We start from the raw sequence: 15,890 nt of genomic DNA, 5'->3' as shown, positions 1-15,890 counted from the left end.
GGCCCGGCATCACCGCAGTGCGTACGCCGGCGCCGTGCAGCATGGTGGTGCTTGGTGGCCGTGCAGGCCTACAGGCTCAGGTCGATGGTGTGCACCCGGTGCGCGTCCAGCAGGCCGGCAGCCCGGTCGGCGAAGTAGCGCTCCAGCGTCACGCGCACGGTGCGGAAGGCCAGTTCTTCCCAGGGAACATCGGCCTGCGCAAACAGGCGGGCCTCCATGGTCTCGGGGCCGGGGTAGAACTGCTCGCTGCGCAGACGGGCGCGGTAGAACAGATGGACCTGGCTGACCTTGGGCACGTCCACGATGGAAAACAGCGGCCCCATCTCGATGTCGGCGCCGGCTTCCTCGTCGGTCTCGCGCTGGGCACCGCGTGCCGTGGTCTCGGCCAGTTCCATGAAGCCTGCGGGCAGGGTCCACAGGCCCCGGCGCGGCTCGATGTTGCGCTTGCACAGCAGCACGCGGCCGTCGTCGGTCACGGGGATGGTGCCCACCACGTTCAGCGGGTTCTCGTAGTGGATGGTGTGGCAGTGCGGGCACACGGCGCGCTCGCGCGTGTCGCCATCGTCAGGAAGGCGGTAGACCACCGCCGTGCCGCAGGCTCGGCAGAACTTGATGGGGCTGCGAAAAATCATGCCGACACCATGAAAGTGAAAGCGCCGCCAGACGGAAGGCAGTAAGGCATTCCGTGCGGCGGACCGTAGGTTCAAACACAAAGGCCGGCAGGCCGGGGAGCGTGCTCCCTGCTGCCTTGCCGGCCTGTCGCCAGGCTCAGAGAAAACTCAGGCGATCTTGACGCTCAAGGGGCTCAGCCCGTCGATGCGGCCTTCCAGCAGGTCACCGCGCACCACGGCGGCCACGCCTTCGGGCGTGCCCGTCATGATCAGGTCGCCGGGCTGCAGTTCCCAGGCCGCCGACAGGTGCTCGATGGTCTCGGCAATGTTCCAGATCAGCTTGCCGATGTCGCTGCGCTGGCGGTCGGCGCCATTGACCTGCAGCGAGATCGCGGCCTTGGCGATGTCGCCGGCCTCGGCTGCCGGGGTGATGGGGCCGATGGGTGCGGCATGCTCGAAGGCCTTGCCGATGCACCAGGGTCGGCCCTGCTTCTTCATGTCGTTTTGCAGGTCGCGGCGCGTCATGTCCAGGCCCACGGCGTAGCCCCAGATGTAGTCCAGCGCATCGGCTGCCAGGATGTTCTTGCCCGCCTTGCCGATGGCCACGACGAGCTCGATCTCGTGGTGCAGGTTGGAGGTCAGCGTGGGGTAGGGCATGGTGCCCGTGGTGCCGGCCTCGACGGGCACTATGGCGTCGGCAGGCTTGAGGAAGAAGAAGGGCGGCTCGCGGCCGGTGAAGCCCATCTCCTTGGCGTGTTCTTCGTAGTTGCGGCCCACGCAGTAGATGCGGTGCACGGGGAAGCGCTCGGGGCGGCCCAGGACGGGTACGCTGGCCACGGCGGGCGGGTTGAAAACGTAGCTCATGTCGGTGTTCCTCTGGCGCCTTGTCTCTTGGGCGCCGCCGCAAGTGTGCCATGCATCGGCGCGGCTGCACGGTATGCTTTGCAGTCTATGAAGCTCCACACCTACTTCCGCTCGTCGGCCTCCTACCGCGTGCGCATTGCGCTGCAGATCAAGGGCCTGGACTATGAATCCGTACCCGTGCACCTGCTGCGCGGCGACCACAAGGCGCCGGCCTATGCCCAGCATGTCGGCGATGCGCTGGTGCCGGCGCTGGAGACCGAGGACGGCCACTGGCTGACCCAGTCCATGGCCATCATCGAATATCTCGATGAGACCCATGCCGAAATACCGCTGCTGCCGCGTGACGCCCTGGGCCGTGCCCATGTGCGCGCACTGGCCCAGATGGTGGCCTGCGAGATCCATCCGCTCAACAACCTGCGCGTGCTCAAGTACCTGGTGCGCAACCTGGGTGTCTCCGACGAGGCCAAGAGCGGCTGGTACGTGCATTGGGTGCGATCGGGCCTGGAGGCCTTCGAGCGCCAGCTGGACCTGCTGGCCGCCGAGCGCGAGGCGGCCGGCCTGCCGCCTTCGCTGTTTTGCTGGGGCGACACGCCCACGCTGGCCGATTGCTGCCTGGTGCCGCAGATCTTCAACGGCCGCCGCTTCAACGTGAGCCTGGACGGCCTGCCGCGCCTGGCGGCCATCGTCGATCGCTGCGAGGCGCTGCCGGCCTTCCAGAAGGCCCATCCCTCGGCCTGCCCCGACGCGGAATGAGCGCGGCCCGGCCTGACTCCATCCCCGGCAACCTCCCCGGCACCGTCCCCGTATCCTGGCTGGTGCCCGACTGGCCCGCGCCGCCCGGCGTGCACGCGCTGTGCACCTCGCGCGAAGGCGGCGTCAGCACGGCGCCCTGGGGCAGCCTGAACCTGGGCGACCATGTGGGCGACGACCCCCAGGCCGTGCGCGCCAACCGCCAGCGCCTGCAGGAGATCGTGCGTGCGGATACGCCGGATGCCTGCGCGGTGTTCCTGCAGCAGGTGCATGGCGTGGATGTCATCGCACTGGATGCAGGCAGCGCGCAGGGCCAGGCCTTCGATGCCTGCGTGACCAGCGCCTCGGGCGTGGTCTGCACCATCATGGTGGCCGATTGCCTGCCCGTGCTGCTGGCCCATCGCAGCGGCGCCGTGGTGGGCGCGGCCCATGCGGGCTGGCGCGGTCTGGCCGGAATGCCGCCTGGCCATGCGGGTCAGCCGTTGGCAGGCGGTGTGCTGGAGTCTCTGTTCAAGCGCTTTGCCGATCAGCTCCGGACCGCACCCGAGCAGGTGGCGCCGCAGACCCTGGCATGGCTGGGCCCTTGCATCGGTCCGCGTTCCTTTGAGGTCGGTGCCGAGGTGCGCGCTGCCTTCATCGCGCATGACGCCGCCGCCGCCGCGCATTTCACCGCCATACCTCAGGCGGGCGAGGGCACCCCCAAGTACCTGGCCAGCCTGGCCGGGCTTGCGCGACAGCGCCTGGCGGCGCTGGGCATCACGGCCATCCATGGCAATGACGGCAGCGACGCATGGTGCACGGTGCTCAACGACTCACGGTTCTTTTCGCACCGGCGCGACGCTGCCCGCCTGGGCAGCAGCGGCCGATTCGCCGCCTGCATCTGGAAGGACTGAGGGCGCGGGCGCGTCCGGTGCGTCCGCCGTGCCCTGCGAGGCCTGCTGCTGCGCCAGCCAGGCCTGGCGCTCGGCCAGTTCGCGCGCATGGCGCTTTCGGTTGCGCGCGGGCGTACCCATGATGTAGATCACGATGGACAGCGGCAGCAGTCCATACAGTGCGAAAGTGACCAGGGCGCCGAGTATGCTGCCCGTGGGGCTGGCGGCTTCGGCCACGGCCATCATCAGCGTGACATACAACCAGGCGATAACAACGAGATACATGGTCGATTCGAAAAAGGCGCACCGGGCACGGGTTTTTGTGGAGGGCTGTGCCGGGCAACGGGGGGCTCGCCTGGGTCACAATCAAAACGGATGCCCCGCAAGCCCCAGGCTATTGCGAACGGCATCCGCGAACAAGGATGCAGCATGAATTTTGACCCACTCGCAGGCCTGCCAGGCCAACCCATCCAGCAATTCTGGAACGAGCAATGGAGCCGGACGCTGCAGATACTGCAGCAGATGGGATCACCGGGAATGCCGGGAGCACAGGGCGCGGGCATGCCGGACATGGCCCAGGCCTGGAAGGCTGCAGTCCCCGAACCCGGCGCCTTGCCCGAGAACGCGCTGTCGCTGGACCCCGAAAAGCTGCTGGAGCTGCAACGCCAGTACCTGGACGGCGCCAAGGCCATGTGCGAGCAGGGCGGCGCCCAGGCGCTGCTGGCCAAGGACAAGCGCTTCAACACCCAATCCTGGGCCGACAACCCGCTGACGGCGGCCACCGCAGCCACCTATCTGCTCAACAGCCGCATGCTCATGGGCCTGGCCGAGGCCGTGCAGGCCGACGAGAAGACCCGCAACCGCGTGCGCTTCGCTGTGGAACAGTGGCTGGCGGCCATGTCGCCCAGCAACTTCCTGGCACTCAATGCAGAGGCGCAGAAGAAGGCCATCGAAACCCAGGGCGAGAGCCTGGCCCTGGGCGTGGCCAACCTGCTGGCCGACATGCGCCAGGGCCATGTCTCCATGACCGACGAGAGCCTGTTCACCGTGGGCAAGAACGTTGCCACCACCGAAGGCGCCGTGGTGTTCGAGAACGAGCTGTTCCAGCTCATCGAGTACAAGCCGCTGACGGACAAGGTGCACGAGCGTCCCTTCCTCATGGTGCCGCCGTGCATCAACAAGTTCTACATCCTGGACCTGCAGCCCGACAACTCGCTGATCCGCTATGCCGTCAGCCAGGGCCACCGCACCTTCGTGATGAGCTGGCGCAATCCCGACGACAGCCTTGCGCACAAGACCTGGGACAACTACATCGAAGACGGCGTGCTCACCGGCATCCGCGTGGCACGCGAGATCGCAGGAGCCGAGCAGATCAACGTGCTGGGCTTTTGCGTGGGCGGCACCATGCTGTCCACCGCGCTGGCCGTGCTGCAGGCACGCCACGACCGCGAGCATGGCGCAGCTGTTGCTCCGGCGGCCAAGGCGGCTCCAGCCAAGCGCGCGGCTGGCAGCCGCAGCGCCGCCCGCACATCCACAGCCCGCGCCAAGGCGCCGGCCGGCGTGCCGTTTCCCGTGGCCAGCGTCACGCTGCTGACCACTTTCATCGACTTCAGCGACACCGGCATCCTCGATGTCTTCATCGACGAGTCCGTGGTGCGCTTCCGCGAAATGCAGATGGGCGAGGGCGGCCTCATGAAGGGCCAGGACCTGGCATCGACCTTCAGCTTTCTGCGTCCCAACGATCTGGTCTGGAACTACGTGGTGGGCAACTACCTCAAGGGCGAAACACCGCCGCCGTTCGACCTGCTGTACTGGAACAGCGACTGCACCAACCTGCCCGGCCCGTACTACGCCTGGTACCTGCGCAACCTCTACCTGGAAAACAAGCTGGTCCAGCCCGGTGCGCTGACCGTCTGCGGCGAGCGCATCGACATGCACCAGCTGCGCCTGCCGGCCTATATCTACGGCTCGCGCGAGGACCACATCGTGCCCGTGGGCGGCTCCTATGCATCGACCCAGGTGCTGGGTGGCGACAAGCGTTTCGTCATGGGCGCATCCGGCCACATCGCGGGCGTGATCAATCCGCCGGCCAAGAAAAAGCGCAGCTACTGGCTGCGCGAGGACGGCCAGCTGCCGCCCACGCTCAAGGAGTGGCAGGCCGGCGCCGACGAGTACCCGGGCAGCTGGTGGGCCGACTGGAGCCCCTGGCTGGCCGAGCACGGCGGCAAGCTGGTCGCGGCGCCAAAGCAGTACGGCAAGGGCAGGGAATACACGGCCATCGAGCCGGCCCCGGGCCGCTACGTGCTGGTCAAGGCCTGAGGCACAATCGTTTCGATGCTGCAGCGCAATAACGCTGCGGCTTGAATGCAGGGTGCCGCTGCCGCAGCTTCGGCAGTGCGCGCCCGGGCATCCCTTCAAGAGTCCAAAGAAAGGTCCGTCATCATGGAAGACATCGTCATCGTTTCCGCTGTCCGCACTGCCGTTGGCAAGTTCGGCGGCACCCTTGCCAAGATCCCCGCCACCGAACTGGGCTCCATCGTGATCCGCGAGGCTCTGAGCCGCGCCAAGGTCGGCACCGACCAGGTCGGTGAAGTCATCATGGGCCAGGTGCTGGCCGCTGGCGCAGGCCAGAACCCTGCACGCCAGGCCATGATGAAGGCCGGCATTGCCAAGGAAACCCCGGCCCTGACAATCAATGCGGTCTGCGGCTCGGGCCTGAAGGCCGTGATGCTGGCGGCCCAGGCCGTGGCCACGGGCGACAGCGAGATCGTCGTGGCCGGCGGCCAGGAGAACATGAGCCTGTCCCCCCACGTGCTGCCGGGCTCGCGCGACGGCCAGCGCATGGGCGAGTGGAAGATGGCCGACACCATGATCGTGGACGGCCTGTGGGACGTCTACAACCAGTACCACATGGGCATCACGGCCGAGAACGTGGCCAAGGAAAAGAGCGTCAGCCGCGAACAGCAGGACGCCCTGGCCCTGGCCAGCCAGCAAAAGGCCACGGCCGCGCAGGACGCCGGCAAGTTCGTGGATGAGATCGTTCCCGTCAGCATTCCCCAGCGCAAGGGCGATCCCGTGGTCTTTGCGGCCGACGAGTACATCAACCGCAAGACCAACGCCGAGGCGCTGGCAGGCCTGCGTCCGGCTTTCGACAAGGCTGGCTCGGTGACGGCCGGCAATGCTTCGGGCCTGAACGACGGCGCCGCCGCCGTGGTGGTGATGAGCGCCTCCAAGGCCAAGGCCCTGGGCCTGACGCCGCTGGCGCGCATCGTCTCCTATGCCACCAGCGGTCTGGACCCCGCCACCATGGGCCTGGGCCCGGTGTTCGCCTCGCGCAAGGCGCTGCAGCGCGCCGGCTGGTCTGCGCAGGACGTGGACCTGTTCGAGCTGAACGAAGCCTTCGCGGCACAGGCCTGTGCGGTGAACCAGGAGCTGGGCATCGATCCGGCCAAGGTCAACGTCAACGGCGGCGCCATTGCCATCGGCCACCCCATCGGCGCATCGGGCGCCCGCATCCTGGTGACCCTGCTGCACGAGATGCAGCGCAGCGGCGCCAGGAAGGGTCTGGCCGGCCTGTGCATCGGCGGCGGCATGGGCGTGGCCATGACCGTGGAGCGCGTCTGAAAGGCTCCGGGAAAACGTTAGCAAGCTTTCAGGGTAGATCCTAGGCTTGACTAGGGCCTGCCCGAAGAGGGGCGCAGCGCACGCGCTGCATACTAGCCATGCGAGGGGGCCGGGCCCAGAGGCTCAGGCACCCTTGGCGATAACCGGCGTCAATGTTCCGGTTGTCATGGATAGATTGATCTGAAGCAACCATTGATTGACAGGAGAGAAGAATGGCTCAAAAAGTAGCGTATGTCACAGGGGGAATGGGAGGCATCGGAACGGCCATCTGCCAGCGTCTGCACAAGGAAGGCTTCAAGGTCATCGCAGGTTGTGGTCCGTCGCGCGACTTCCAGAAGTGGCTTGACGAGCAAAAGGCGCTGGGTTTCACCTTCCATGCATCGGTGGGCAATGTGGGCGACTGGGCTTCCACCGTCGAAGCCTTCAGCAAGACCAAGGCCGAGCACGGCAACATCGATGTGCTGGTCAACAATGCCGGTATCACGCGTGACCGCATGTTCATCAAGATGACGCCCGAAGACTGGCAGGCCGTGATCGAGACCAACCTCAACTCCATGTTCAACGTGACCAAGCAGGTCGTGGGCGACATGGTGGAAAAGGGCTGGGGCCGCATCATCAACATCAGCTCGGTCAATGGCGCCAAGGGCCAGGCCGGGCAGACCAATTACTCGGCCGCCAAGGCGGGCATGCACGGCTTCACCATGGCGCTGGCGCAGGAGATGGCCACCAAGGGCGTGACCGTGAACACCGTGAGCCCCGGCTACATCGGCACCGACATGGTCAAGGCCATCCGTCCCGACGTGCTGGAGAAGATCGTGGGCACCATCCCCGTCAAGCGCCTGGGCGAGCCCAGCGAGATCGCATCGATCATCGCCTGGCTGGCTTCGGAGGAAGGCGGCTATTCCACCGGCGCCGATTTTTCGGTCAACGGTGGCCTGCACATGCATTGAACCTGCAAGGGTTCGCGCTGCAAAGGAGCCTCCGGGCTCCTTTTTTGTTGGGCAGCCCCGCGGCAAATGTCCCAGAAATGACAAAACCCGCTGAAGCGGGTTCTGTGGAAGAGGGGGTCTGCACGGAAGGCCGTCAGACCGGTGGTGTCAGAGACTGGGGCACCGTGTGCGCCAGCCAGCGCCTCAGCGCTTGCGATCGCGTTCGTCTTCGGGCCAGATGGACATGATGGCGTTCGTTTGCATGGAAACTTCTCCTGTATTGCTCTCTTAACGCGGGCTGGATTCAGCTGGTTGACAGGTTTTTAAAAAATTTTCGAAGGAAGTCGAAACTTTTTCGTGACCCGGTTTTCAAGCGCTGCGGGGGCCGCGCTTGCGGTCACGGTCATCCCATGGCCAGACAGCTTGGGCCAGCGCAGCGGCTGCAAAGCGGGTCTGCAGGGCGGTGTGGGAAAAGATGTCGGTCATGTGCAATCACTCCTTTGTTGCGTGTTCAACGCGGGCAAGTGGAGGCAGGTTGACTCAGGGATTGCCCCAGGACGCAAGCAATTGCAAGCCCGGAGGTGGTGATCTGTCAGTTTGAAGACAGATTTCTGGCGCGGTGAGAAAAATCCGTTTCCTGACAGAGGCTTACGGGCGTGGCGGGCCGATGTCGATGCTGTTACGCCTCGTTGCCCGCAATGCGTGGGCACAGGTCAACCCGGGGTGAAAACGTCCATCAGGCAAAAATCAGGGTCACGGCAGGCGCGTCGTCCACGATGTAGCCGCGGTACATGCCGGCGCTGTTGAAGGGGCAGTGCACGCGTCCGTCGCTGTCCACGGCCACCACGCCGCCCTGGCCACCGATGTGTGTCAGCGTGCCCCGCACTGCGGCGTCTGCTGCGAGTTCCAGGCTTTGCCCCAGGTAGCGCATGCGCGCATGGATGTCGTGCGCGAGGGCTGCGCGCAGGAAATGCTCTCCGGTTCCGGTGGCCGCCACGGCGCAGGTGGTGCTGTCGGCGTAGAAACCTGCGCCCACCACGGGCGTGTCGCCCACGCGCCCGGGGCGCTTGTTGGTCAGCCCGCCGGTGGATGCCGCAGCGGCCAGGTTGCCATGCACATCGCGCGCCACGGCGCCGACCGTGCCCATCTTGCCGTTCTCGTTCAGCGGAGCAGGGTGCGCCGCCAGTCCGCTGGCGTCGTGGTCCAGCAGCGCGGTCTGGCCGGATTGCGCCTGCACCCGGCGCAGCTGTGCCAGGCGCTCGGCAGAGTCGAAGTAACCTGCATCCATCCGCGCCAGCCCGCGCTCATCGGCAAACCGCTGCGCCCCTTCGCCGACCAGGAGCACGCACTGGCCATCGTCAAGAACATGCCGCGCCAGCGCAATCGGATTGCGCACCTGGCTGACGGAAGCGACTGCGCCGGCCCGCAGGTTGCTGCCGTCCATCAGGCCGGCGTCCATCTCGTGGCGCGCGTCGCGCGTGTAGACGGAGCCGCGCCCGGCATTGAACAGCGGGCAGTCTTCCAGGGACTGGCACGCGGCCTGGACGGCGTCCAGCGCGCTGGCGCCGCGCCGCAGCAGGGCGGCGCCCGCCTCCAGCGCCTGGGCCAGCGCGGCGTGGTAGGGGGCCTCGTCGGCCTGGCCCTGGATGACGGTGCCTGCGCCGCCGTGCACGGCAATGGAAAATTTTCGGGAGTTCTGGGGCATGTTCATTGGAGTGCGTAGCGCGATTCCAGGAAGCGGCCATAGCGGGCGATGCCCAGGCCGATGAGCAGGTAGACGGCACAGACCACCATGTACATCTCCACGAAGTACGCAATCCAGTGGGGGTCGCTCATGGCCATCTTCAGGGAGCCAGTGATGTCGTAGATGTTCACGATCGCCACCAGGGAGGTGTCCTTCACCGCGCCGATGAAGTTGCTCACCGTGGGCGCTATGGTCACGCGCAGCGCCTGCGGCAGGACCACGTGGCGCAGCACCTGCACCCTGGTGAAGCCCATGGCCTGGGCCGCCATGACCTGGCCTTGGGGCACGGCCTGCAGCCCGCCGCGAAACACCTCGGCAAGATAGGCCGCGCTGAAGGCCGCCAGGCAGACGGCGATGCGGACCATGGGGTCTACCCTCCATTGCGCGGGCACCAGCATGGGCAGCACGAAGGCCCCGAAGAACAGCAGTGTGATCAGGGGCACGCCGCGCACGGCCTCGATGAAGCCCGTGCACAGGATGCGGATCAAGGGCAGGCTGGAGCGCCGGCCCAGCGCCAGCAGGATGCCCAGCGGAACGCCGGCCAGGCAGGCGATCACGGCAAGGAACAGGGTCAGCGGCAGGCCGCCCCACAGATCGCTGGGCACGGGTGCCAGGCCGGCCACACCGCCGGCCATCAGCACGCCAAAGCCGGTCAACCCGGCCAGCAGCATTGCCATGCCGGCGCGGCCGAAGAAGCGCGGTAGCGCCGCCACGCCCACGCTGCCCAGCAGCCAAAGGCTGGCGGCGACGGGGCGCCACTGTTCGGCCACGGGATAGCGGCCCAGGAATACCAGGCGGTATTTCTCGCGCACCACGCCCCAGCAGGCGCCGGCCGCAGCGCGGCATGTGTCGGGGTTGGCTGCGGTTTCGGCGTCGAGCAGGCCCCAGGCCAGCAGTTTCCAGCCCGCCCACAGCGCGGCCAGCAGCAGCGTGGCGGTGATGAGCCCGGAGAGCGCATCCGGAAACAGGCTGGCGCGCAGGCGCTGCGCCAGCGGAACCCGGGGCGGGGCCACCGGCAGGGCCGGTGCGCGGAGTACGGCACTCATGGGCAGGTCTTTCCCGGCTAGCGTGTGATAAAGGCACTGCGCTGGTTGAAGGCATTCAGTGCCAGCGAGGTCAGCAGGTTGATGGCCAGGTAGACCACCGCGATGATGGTCACGCATTCGATGGCCTGGCCGGTCTGGCTCATGGCGGTGTTGGCGACCATCACCACGTCGGGGTAGCCGATGGCCACGGCCAGCGAGGAGTTCTTGATGGTGCTGAGCGCCAGGTTGGTATAGGGGGGAATGATCACCCGCAGGGCCTGCGGCAGCACGACCAGGCGCAGCTGCTGGCCGCGGCGCATGCCCAGGGCCGAGGCAGCGTTCCATTGCCCGCGCGGCACGGCCTGCAGACCGGCGCGCACGATCTCCGCGCAATAGGCGGCGGCATACAGGCCCAGGGCGCCCACCAGAGCCAGGAATTCAGGCGTCAGCGCCAGTCCTCCGTCGATGCCGAACATGCCCGGTTGCGGAGAACTCCAGTGCCAGCCAGCCGCGCTGTCGTACACCGGGCCGGGCAGGGCCAGCCCCGCCTTGCTCAGAAAGCCCAGGGGGCCGATGGCCAGAGGGTGGTCCACATCGGGCAGCAGCGAAGTCAGCGCGAAATACCACAGCAGCACCTGCACCAGCAACGGGATGTTGCGCGCCACATCGACATAGAGGCGCACGGCGCCGCGCAGCAGCGGATGCCTTGCCACTGCGGCCACGCCCAGCAGCAGGCCCAGCACGGTGGCCAGCACGAGCGCGGGCACGGCGGCGCGAACCGTGTTGGCCACGCCGGCCGCGACCGCACGCAGGTAGCTGTCGCCGGGCTCGTAGGGCAGCAGCCCTTCGGAGATGGAAAAGCCGGCCGTCTGCTCCAGAAAGCCGAAGCCCCCGGCAATGCCGCGCGCGGCCATGTTGCGGCTGGCGTTGTGCGCCAGCCAGCCCAGCAGCAATATCAGCAGCCAGCCGATGGCGAGCTGCAAGGCCAGCCGGCCCCAGCGTGGCCGGGTGGGGGCCGGTGGCTGCCGTGCCCCGGTGTCGATGGCATTCACGGCTTTCACAGCATCTACAGCGTTCGCGGCATTCATGGCAGGGTGCCCTCGGCGCGTCAGTTCATCGGCGGCGACATCATCAGGCCGCCCTTGGTGAACAGCGCGTTCTTGCCGCGCGGCACGTTCAGGCCCGACCTGGCGCCCAGGTTGCGCTCATAGCTCTCGCCATAGTTGCCCACGGCCTTGACGATGCGCAGCGCCCATTCCCTGTCCAGCCCCAGCTGCTTGCCCAGGTCGTCGCTCTGGCCCAGGAAACGCTTGACCTGAATGCTGTCGGAGCGGGTCTTGAGCTCGTCGGCATTGGCCTGGGTGATGCCCAGTTCCTCGGCCTCGATCATGGCGTTGAGTGTCCAGCGCACGACGGCGAACCATTCGTCGTCACCGCGGCGCACGGCGGGGCCGGCCGGCTCCTTGGAGATGACTTCGGGCAGGATCACGTAGTCGTCGGGGTTGGCCAGTTCCTTGCCGCGCAGCACGGCCAGGGCGCCGAGGTCGCCGGTATACGCCTGGCAGCGCCCGCTGCTGAAGGCCTGCAGGGCGGCTTCGGGGTTGTCGAACACCACCGCCTTGTAGTTGAGCTTGTGGGCGCGAAAGTACTCCGACAGGGTCTTTTCCGTGGTGGATCCGCTGATCACGCAGATGGTGGCGCCAGAGAGCTGCTTGACGCTGTTCAGGCCGGGTTTCTTCCTGGCCATGAAGCCCTGGCCGTCGTGGAAATTGATGCCCGCCCACATCAGGCCCAGGCCGTTGTCGCGCGTGAAGGTCCAGGTGGTGTTGCGTGCCAGCAGATCGATCTCGCCGGACTGCAGCGCCGTGATGCGTGTCTGGCCGCTGGTGGGAATGAACTTGACCTTGCCGGCGTCGCCCAGGGTGGCGGCCGCCACGGCGCGGCAGAAATCCACGTCCAGCCCGGACCAGTTGCCGCTGCCGTCGGCCAGCGCAAAGCCTGCGCGCCCCGTGTGCACACCGCAGGCCACGGCGCCGCGCTGCTTGATGCCATCCAGCGTCTTGCCTGCGTAGGCCGGCGCGGCAGCGAGCGTGGCCGCGGCGGCCATCGAGGCGAAAAGAAAGCGGAAACGGGCAGGGGCATTCATGCGGAGTCCTTTGCGGCGGGATGGGGGGCCTGGGGTTGCGGCTTGCTCGCCGCAGGTAAAGCGGGGCCGCTGTCCGGTGTCAGGTAGGGAAGCACCGACTCGGACAGTTCGACCAGGCTGCGCACGGCCTGGGGCGTGGAGCGGATGACCTGGGTGGCCAGCGCTTCGACCATGGCCATGGCCGCCAGCACCGACGATGGGAGCAGAGGGTGGGCGGCAGGGGCCAGCAGCACGTAGTCGGCCTGGCCGGCCAGCGGGCTGGTGGCCTCGTCGGTGATGGCGATGGTCAGGGCGCCCCGCTGGCGCGCATGCGCCGTCAGCTCCACCGCTTCGCGTGAGTAGCGCGGCAGCGAGATCGCGATCAGCACATCCTGCTCCGTCAGCCCTGTCATGCGCCGGACGGCTTGCTCCGTGCCGCCTGCGCAGGCCACTTCCAGCACCTGTGGCAGATAGGGCTGCAGCGCGTCGGCGCCAAAGGCTGCCACATGGTGGGAGCTGCCAAAGCCCATGAACAGGACGCGGCGCGCGCGGCAGATGCGCTGGGCCAGTTGATCGAGCAGGCCGGGGTCGCAGGCCTGTGCGGCCGCCTGCAGATTGCGCTGCGTGTGCTCGAAGGCCTGCGCTCCCACGGCGCTTGCGGCAGGCTCGTGCGCCGCGCGCAGCTTGTTCACGGGCTCCAGGGCCTGTTGCAGCTGGCGGCCCAGGTGCAGGCGCAGATCGGCAAAGCCTTCGTAGCCGGCATGCTTGGCAAAGCGGTTGACGGCAGCCAGGGAACCGCCACAGGCATTGGCCACTTCCTCGGCGCTCAGCGTGACGGCCAGCACCGGATGCGCGGCCATCCAGCGGCCGACCCGGGCGACGGCGGGCGAGCCATCGACGCTGGCGCGCAGCAGTTCCTGTACGGCGGGGTGGGGGTGGAGTTCCATGAATGAATGAAATTGAATGGTCTCTTTCATTCATTATTTTTTAGGAATGAAATCTTTCATTCAGGGGAAACCCTGAACCGAACGATCCATGCGTTCCGCTGGCTACGGGGGAGTGCGAGGGCGTGAGGGGAGTGGGGGAGGGCGGGGCCTCAGGGGGCGCACTTGGGCGGAGCCGAAGTGGAGCGCCGTCTTCACGCGGGACGACGCTGGTGGCAGACGGTCATGGGTGCGAGCAAGCGCCTCGCACCCATGGGGCCGCCTGATTTTCGAGAACGACTGGAATCAGTCGGACATCGCGGCCGACAGCTGCTCGATCTGCTCGCTCAGTTCCAGCCAGCGTTCCTCCAGGCTGTCGATCTCGTCGTTGCAGGCCTTGAGGCTGCGGCCTGCTTCGGCCATCTCGGCGGGCGAGATGGGCTGGCTCAGCAGGCCCTCCAGCCGCGTGCGTTCGGCCTGCAGCTGGGGCAGGCGCTTGTCCAGCTGTTCCAGTTCCTTCTTGAACGGGCGGGTCTTCTCGGCCATTTGCTGGCGGGCCAGGGCGGCCAGGCGCCGTTGCTCGCGCTGGTCTCCGGCGCTGGCGGCCGGTGGCGTGGGCGGGGCAGCGGGGGCCGGGGCCAGCGCAGCAGCCACGGGGGCCTGCACTGCAGGTGCTGCAGCTGCTGCACCTGCTGCGGGCTCCACCTGCGCTGCCGCCTTGCTGGTGGCCGCAGCCGCCTGTTCGGCCTTGCGGGCTTCCTCGCGCAGGCGGCGGGATTCTTCCAGCAGGTAGCGCTGGTAGTCGTCCAGGTCGCCGTCGAAGGGGCCGACCACGCCACGGCCGACCAGCCAGAAGTCCTCGCAGACCGAGCGCAGCAGGGCGCGGTCGTGGCTGACCAGCATGACGGTGCCGTCGAAGTCGTTGATGGCCATGGCCAGGGCCTCGCGCGTGGCCAGGTCCAGGTGGTTGGTGGGCTCGTCCAGCAGCAGCAGGTTGGGGCGCTGCCAGACGATCATGGCCAGCACCAGGCGCGCCTTCTCGCCGCCGCTCATGCTGCCCACGGCCTGCTTGACCATGTCGCCGCTGAAGTTGAACGTACCCAGGTAGCTGCGCAGGTCCTGCTCGCGCGCCTGCGGGCCGGTGGCGCCGGTGTCCCGTGCCAGGCGGATCATGTGCTCCATCGGGTTTTCGCCGGGGCGCAGCACGTCCAGTTCCTGCTGGGCGAAGTAGCCGATGTTCAGGCCCTTGCCTTCGGTCACGGTGCCGGCCAGGGCCTTCATCTCGCGCGCGATGGTCTTGACCAGGGTGGACTTGCCCTGGCCGTTGGCACCCAGGATGCCGATGCGCTGGCCCGCCAGCACCGAGCGGTTGACGCCGCGCAGGATGGTGGTCGCCTGGCCTTCGTCGTCCAGGTAGCCGAATGCGGCGTCCGTGATCGCCAGCATGGGGTTGGGCAGGTTGGCGGGCGGCTTGAACTCGAAGGTGAAATCGGCGCTGGCCAGCATGGGCGCGACCTTTTCCATGCGCTCGATCTGCTTGACGCGGCTTTGCGCCTGCTTGGCCTTGGAGGCCTTGGCCTTGAAGCGGTCGATGAATTTTTGCAGGTGGGCGATCTTTTCCTGCTGGCGCTCAAACGAAGCCTGCTGCAGCAGCATCTGCTGGGCGCGCAGTTCCTCGAACTTGCTGTAGTTGCCGCCATAGCGCGTGACCTGCGCGTTTTCGATGTGCAGCGTGGTGTTGGTGATGGCGTCCAGGAATTCGCGGTCATGGCTGATCACGACCAGGGTGCCGGGGTAGCGCTTGAGCCAGGCTTCCAGCCAGACCAGGGCGTCCAGGTCCAAGTGGTTGGTGGGCTCGTCCAGCAGCAGCAGGTCGGAGGGGCACATCAGCGCGCGCGCCAGCTGCAGGCGCATGCGCCAGCCGCCCGAGAAGCTGTTGACGGGGTGCTCCAGCTCGGAGACCTTGAAGCCCAGGCCCAGGATCAGGGCCTGTGCGCGCGGCACGGCGTCGTGCGCGCCGGCATCGGCCAGGTCCACGTGGGCGTGGGCAATGGCCATGCCGTCCTCGCTGGCCTCGGCGGCCGCGAGCTGGGCGTTGAGCTCGCTCAAGCGGGTGTCGCCGTCCAGCACGAATTGGGTGGCCGTCTCCGAGGTCTCGGGCATGTTCTGCGCGACCTGGCCCAGGCGCCATTGCGAGGGGATGGAGAACTCTCCGCCGTCCTCGGCCAGGCTGCCGTTGAGCAGGGCGAACAGGCTGGACTTGCCGGCGCCATTGCGTCCGACAAGGCCGACTTTTTCACCGGGGTTGATGGAGACGGAGGTGCTGTCCAGCAGCACGCGGGTGCCGCGGCGCAGGGTAATGTTGCGAAGGCTGATCATGAATGGGCAGGATTATCCCAGCGATTGCGCCAGGGCAGGATTGC

Annotated in this window: 14 protein-coding genes; 5 read left to right on the top strand and 9 right to left on the bottom strand. The window is 67.2% G+C overall.

Annotated features, from left to right (window positions below):
• Positions 1–68: 68 nt before the first annotated feature.
• Both ACF8LI_RS12610 and ACF8LI_RS12605 read right to left on the bottom strand, forming a co-directional pair.
• Positions 69–632, bottom strand: a complete 564-nt coding sequence (locus ACF8LI_RS12610) for an NUDIX hydrolase (RefSeq protein WP_017405029.1) — start codon at positions 630–632, stop codon at positions 69–71.
• A gap of 147 nt (positions 633–779) precedes the next feature.
• Positions 780–1,475: a fumarylacetoacetate hydrolase family protein gene (locus tag ACF8LI_RS12605; RefSeq protein ID WP_016445923.1), complete on the bottom strand. Its 696-nt coding sequence runs from the start codon at positions 1,473–1,475 to the stop codon at positions 780–782.
• A gap of 87 nt (positions 1,476–1,562) precedes the next feature.
• On the opposite strand from ACF8LI_RS12605, the gene maiA reads away from it, so the two are divergent.
• Together maiA and ACF8LI_RS12595 are read left to right on the top strand one after the other, a co-directional pair.
• On the top strand, positions 1,563–2,228 hold the full coding sequence (gene maiA, locus ACF8LI_RS12600; protein WP_016445924.1) for a maleylacetoacetate isomerase: 666 nt from the start codon (positions 1,563–1,565) through the stop codon (positions 2,226–2,228).
• On the top strand, positions 2,225–3,118 hold the full coding sequence (locus ACF8LI_RS12595) for a polyphenol oxidase family protein (RefSeq protein WP_312839802.1): 894 nt from the start codon (positions 2,225–2,227) through the stop codon (positions 3,116–3,118). The genes maiA and ACF8LI_RS12595 overlap by 4 nt, the downstream gene beginning before the upstream one ends.
• Here ACF8LI_RS12595 and ACF8LI_RS12590 read toward each other — a convergent pair.
• Entirely contained in the window at positions 3,038–3,382 is a 345-nt protein-coding gene (locus tag ACF8LI_RS12590; protein WP_016445926.1) for a hypothetical protein, read from the bottom strand. The two genes, ACF8LI_RS12595 and ACF8LI_RS12590, sit on opposite strands and share 81 nt — an antisense overlap.
• Positions 3,383–3,526: 144 nt before the next feature.
• On the opposite strand from ACF8LI_RS12590, the gene ACF8LI_RS12585 reads away from it, so the two are divergent.
• The 3 genes from ACF8LI_RS12585 to phbB all read left to right on the top strand — a co-directional run bounded on the left by ACF8LI_RS12585 (position 3,527) and on the right by phbB (position 7,671).
• Complete coding sequence (locus ACF8LI_RS12585) at positions 3,527–5,416, top strand: alpha/beta fold hydrolase (RefSeq protein WP_312839801.1); 1,890 nt, start codon at positions 3,527–3,529, stop codon at positions 5,414–5,416.
• 123 nt (positions 5,417–5,539) lie between these two features.
• Positions 5,540–6,721, top strand: a complete 1,182-nt coding sequence (locus tag ACF8LI_RS12580; RefSeq protein WP_016445928.1) for an acetyl-CoA C-acetyltransferase — start codon at positions 5,540–5,542, stop codon at positions 6,719–6,721.
• A 212-nt stretch (positions 6,722–6,933) separates the two neighbouring features.
• Positions 6,934–7,671, top strand: coding sequence for an acetoacetyl-CoA reductase (gene phbB, locus ACF8LI_RS12575; RefSeq protein WP_154834388.1), 738 nt, complete (start codon positions 6,934–6,936; stop codon positions 7,669–7,671).
• A 715-nt stretch (positions 7,672–8,386) separates the two neighbouring features.
• On the opposite strand, the gene ACF8LI_RS12570 is transcribed toward phbB, so the two are convergent.
• The 6 genes from ACF8LI_RS12570 to ACF8LI_RS12545 all read right to left on the bottom strand — a co-directional run bounded on the left by ACF8LI_RS12570 (position 8,387) and on the right by ACF8LI_RS12545 (position 15,846).
• Positions 8,387–9,361: an isoaspartyl peptidase/L-asparaginase family protein gene (locus tag ACF8LI_RS12570; protein WP_047327759.1), complete on the bottom strand. Its 975-nt coding sequence runs from the start codon at positions 9,359–9,361 to the stop codon at positions 8,387–8,389.
• The gene (locus tag ACF8LI_RS12565; protein ID WP_046238316.1) at positions 9,358–10,440 is read right to left on the bottom strand and encodes an amino acid ABC transporter permease; all 1,083 of its coding nucleotides are present in this window, start codon (positions 10,438–10,440) and stop codon (positions 9,358–9,360) included. Before ACF8LI_RS12565 ends, ACF8LI_RS12570 begins: the two co-directional genes overlap by 4 nt.
• Before the next feature lie 17 nt (positions 10,441–10,457).
• The gene (locus ACF8LI_RS12560; protein ID WP_374005254.1) at positions 10,458–11,471 is read right to left on the bottom strand and encodes an amino acid ABC transporter permease; all 1,014 of its coding nucleotides are present in this window, start codon (positions 11,469–11,471) and stop codon (positions 10,458–10,460) included.
• A 56-nt stretch (positions 11,472–11,527) separates the two neighbouring features.
• Positions 11,528–12,565 carry an amino acid ABC transporter substrate-binding protein gene (locus ACF8LI_RS12555; protein WP_392412948.1) on the bottom strand — a complete coding sequence of 346 codons (1,038 nt, stop codon included), beginning with the start codon at positions 12,563–12,565 and terminating at the stop codon, positions 11,528–11,530.
• Positions 12,562–13,491 (bottom strand): MurR/RpiR family transcriptional regulator, encoded by a 930-nt coding sequence (locus ACF8LI_RS12550; RefSeq protein WP_392412946.1) that lies wholly within the window; start codon positions 13,489–13,491, stop codon positions 12,562–12,564. Before ACF8LI_RS12550 ends, ACF8LI_RS12555 begins: the two co-directional genes overlap by 4 nt.
• A 282-nt stretch (positions 13,492–13,773) precedes the next feature.
• Positions 13,774–15,846, bottom strand: coding sequence for an ABC-F family ATP-binding cassette domain-containing protein (locus ACF8LI_RS12545; RefSeq protein WP_017405039.1), 2,073 nt, complete (start codon positions 15,844–15,846; stop codon positions 13,774–13,776).
• Positions 15,847–15,890 lie beyond the last annotated feature (44 nt).

The sequence above is a fragment of the Delftia sp. WSY_12 genome (assembly GCF_043104645.1).
Lineage (GTDB): Bacteria > Pseudomonadota > Gammaproteobacteria > Burkholderiales > Burkholderiaceae_C > Comamonas > Comamonas tsuruhatensis.
This window is presented reverse-complemented; position numbering and strand designations above follow the sequence as displayed.

Excerpts from the sequence above, each read along its gene's own strand:
- ACF8LI_RS12610 (WP_017405029.1), bottom strand. The coding sequence starts at position 632 with ATGATTTTTCGCAGCCCCATCAAGTTCTGCCGAGCCTGCGGCACGGCG.
- ACF8LI_RS12605 (WP_016445923.1), bottom strand. The coding sequence starts at position 1,475 with ATGAGCTACGTTTTCAACCCGCCCGCCGTGGCCAGCGTACCCGTCCTG.
- maiA (WP_016445924.1), top strand. The coding sequence starts at position 1,563 with ATGAAGCTCCACACCTACTTCCGCTCGTCGGCCTCCTACCGCGTGCGC.
- ACF8LI_RS12595 (WP_312839802.1), top strand. The coding sequence starts at position 2,225 with ATGAGCGCGGCCCGGCCTGACTCCATCCCCGGCAACCTCCCCGGCACC.
- ACF8LI_RS12590 (WP_016445926.1), bottom strand. The coding sequence starts at position 3,382 with ATGTATCTCGTTGTTATCGCCTGGTTGTATGTCACGCTGATGATGGCC.
- ACF8LI_RS12585 (WP_312839801.1), top strand. The coding sequence starts at position 3,527 with ATGAATTTTGACCCACTCGCAGGCCTGCCAGGCCAACCCATCCAGCAA.
- ACF8LI_RS12580 (WP_016445928.1), top strand. The coding sequence starts at position 5,540 with ATGGAAGACATCGTCATCGTTTCCGCTGTCCGCACTGCCGTTGGCAAG.
- phbB (WP_154834388.1), top strand. The coding sequence starts at position 6,934 with ATGGCTCAAAAAGTAGCGTATGTCACAGGGGGAATGGGAGGCATCGGA.
- ACF8LI_RS12570 (WP_047327759.1), bottom strand. The coding sequence starts at position 9,361 with ATGAACATGCCCCAGAACTCCCGAAAATTTTCCATTGCCGTGCACGGC.
- ACF8LI_RS12565 (WP_046238316.1), bottom strand. The coding sequence starts at position 10,440 with ATGAGTGCCGTACTCCGCGCACCGGCCCTGCCGGTGGCCCCGCCCCGG.
- ACF8LI_RS12555 (WP_392412948.1), bottom strand. The coding sequence starts at position 12,565 with ATGAATGCCCCTGCCCGTTTCCGCTTTCTTTTCGCCTCGATGGCCGCC.
- ACF8LI_RS12550 (WP_392412946.1), bottom strand. The coding sequence starts at position 13,491 with ATGGAACTCCACCCCCACCCCGCCGTACAGGAACTGCTGCGCGCCAGC.
- ACF8LI_RS12545 (WP_017405039.1), bottom strand. The coding sequence starts at position 15,846 with ATGATCAGCCTTCGCAACATTACCCTGCGCCGCGGCACCCGCGTGCTG.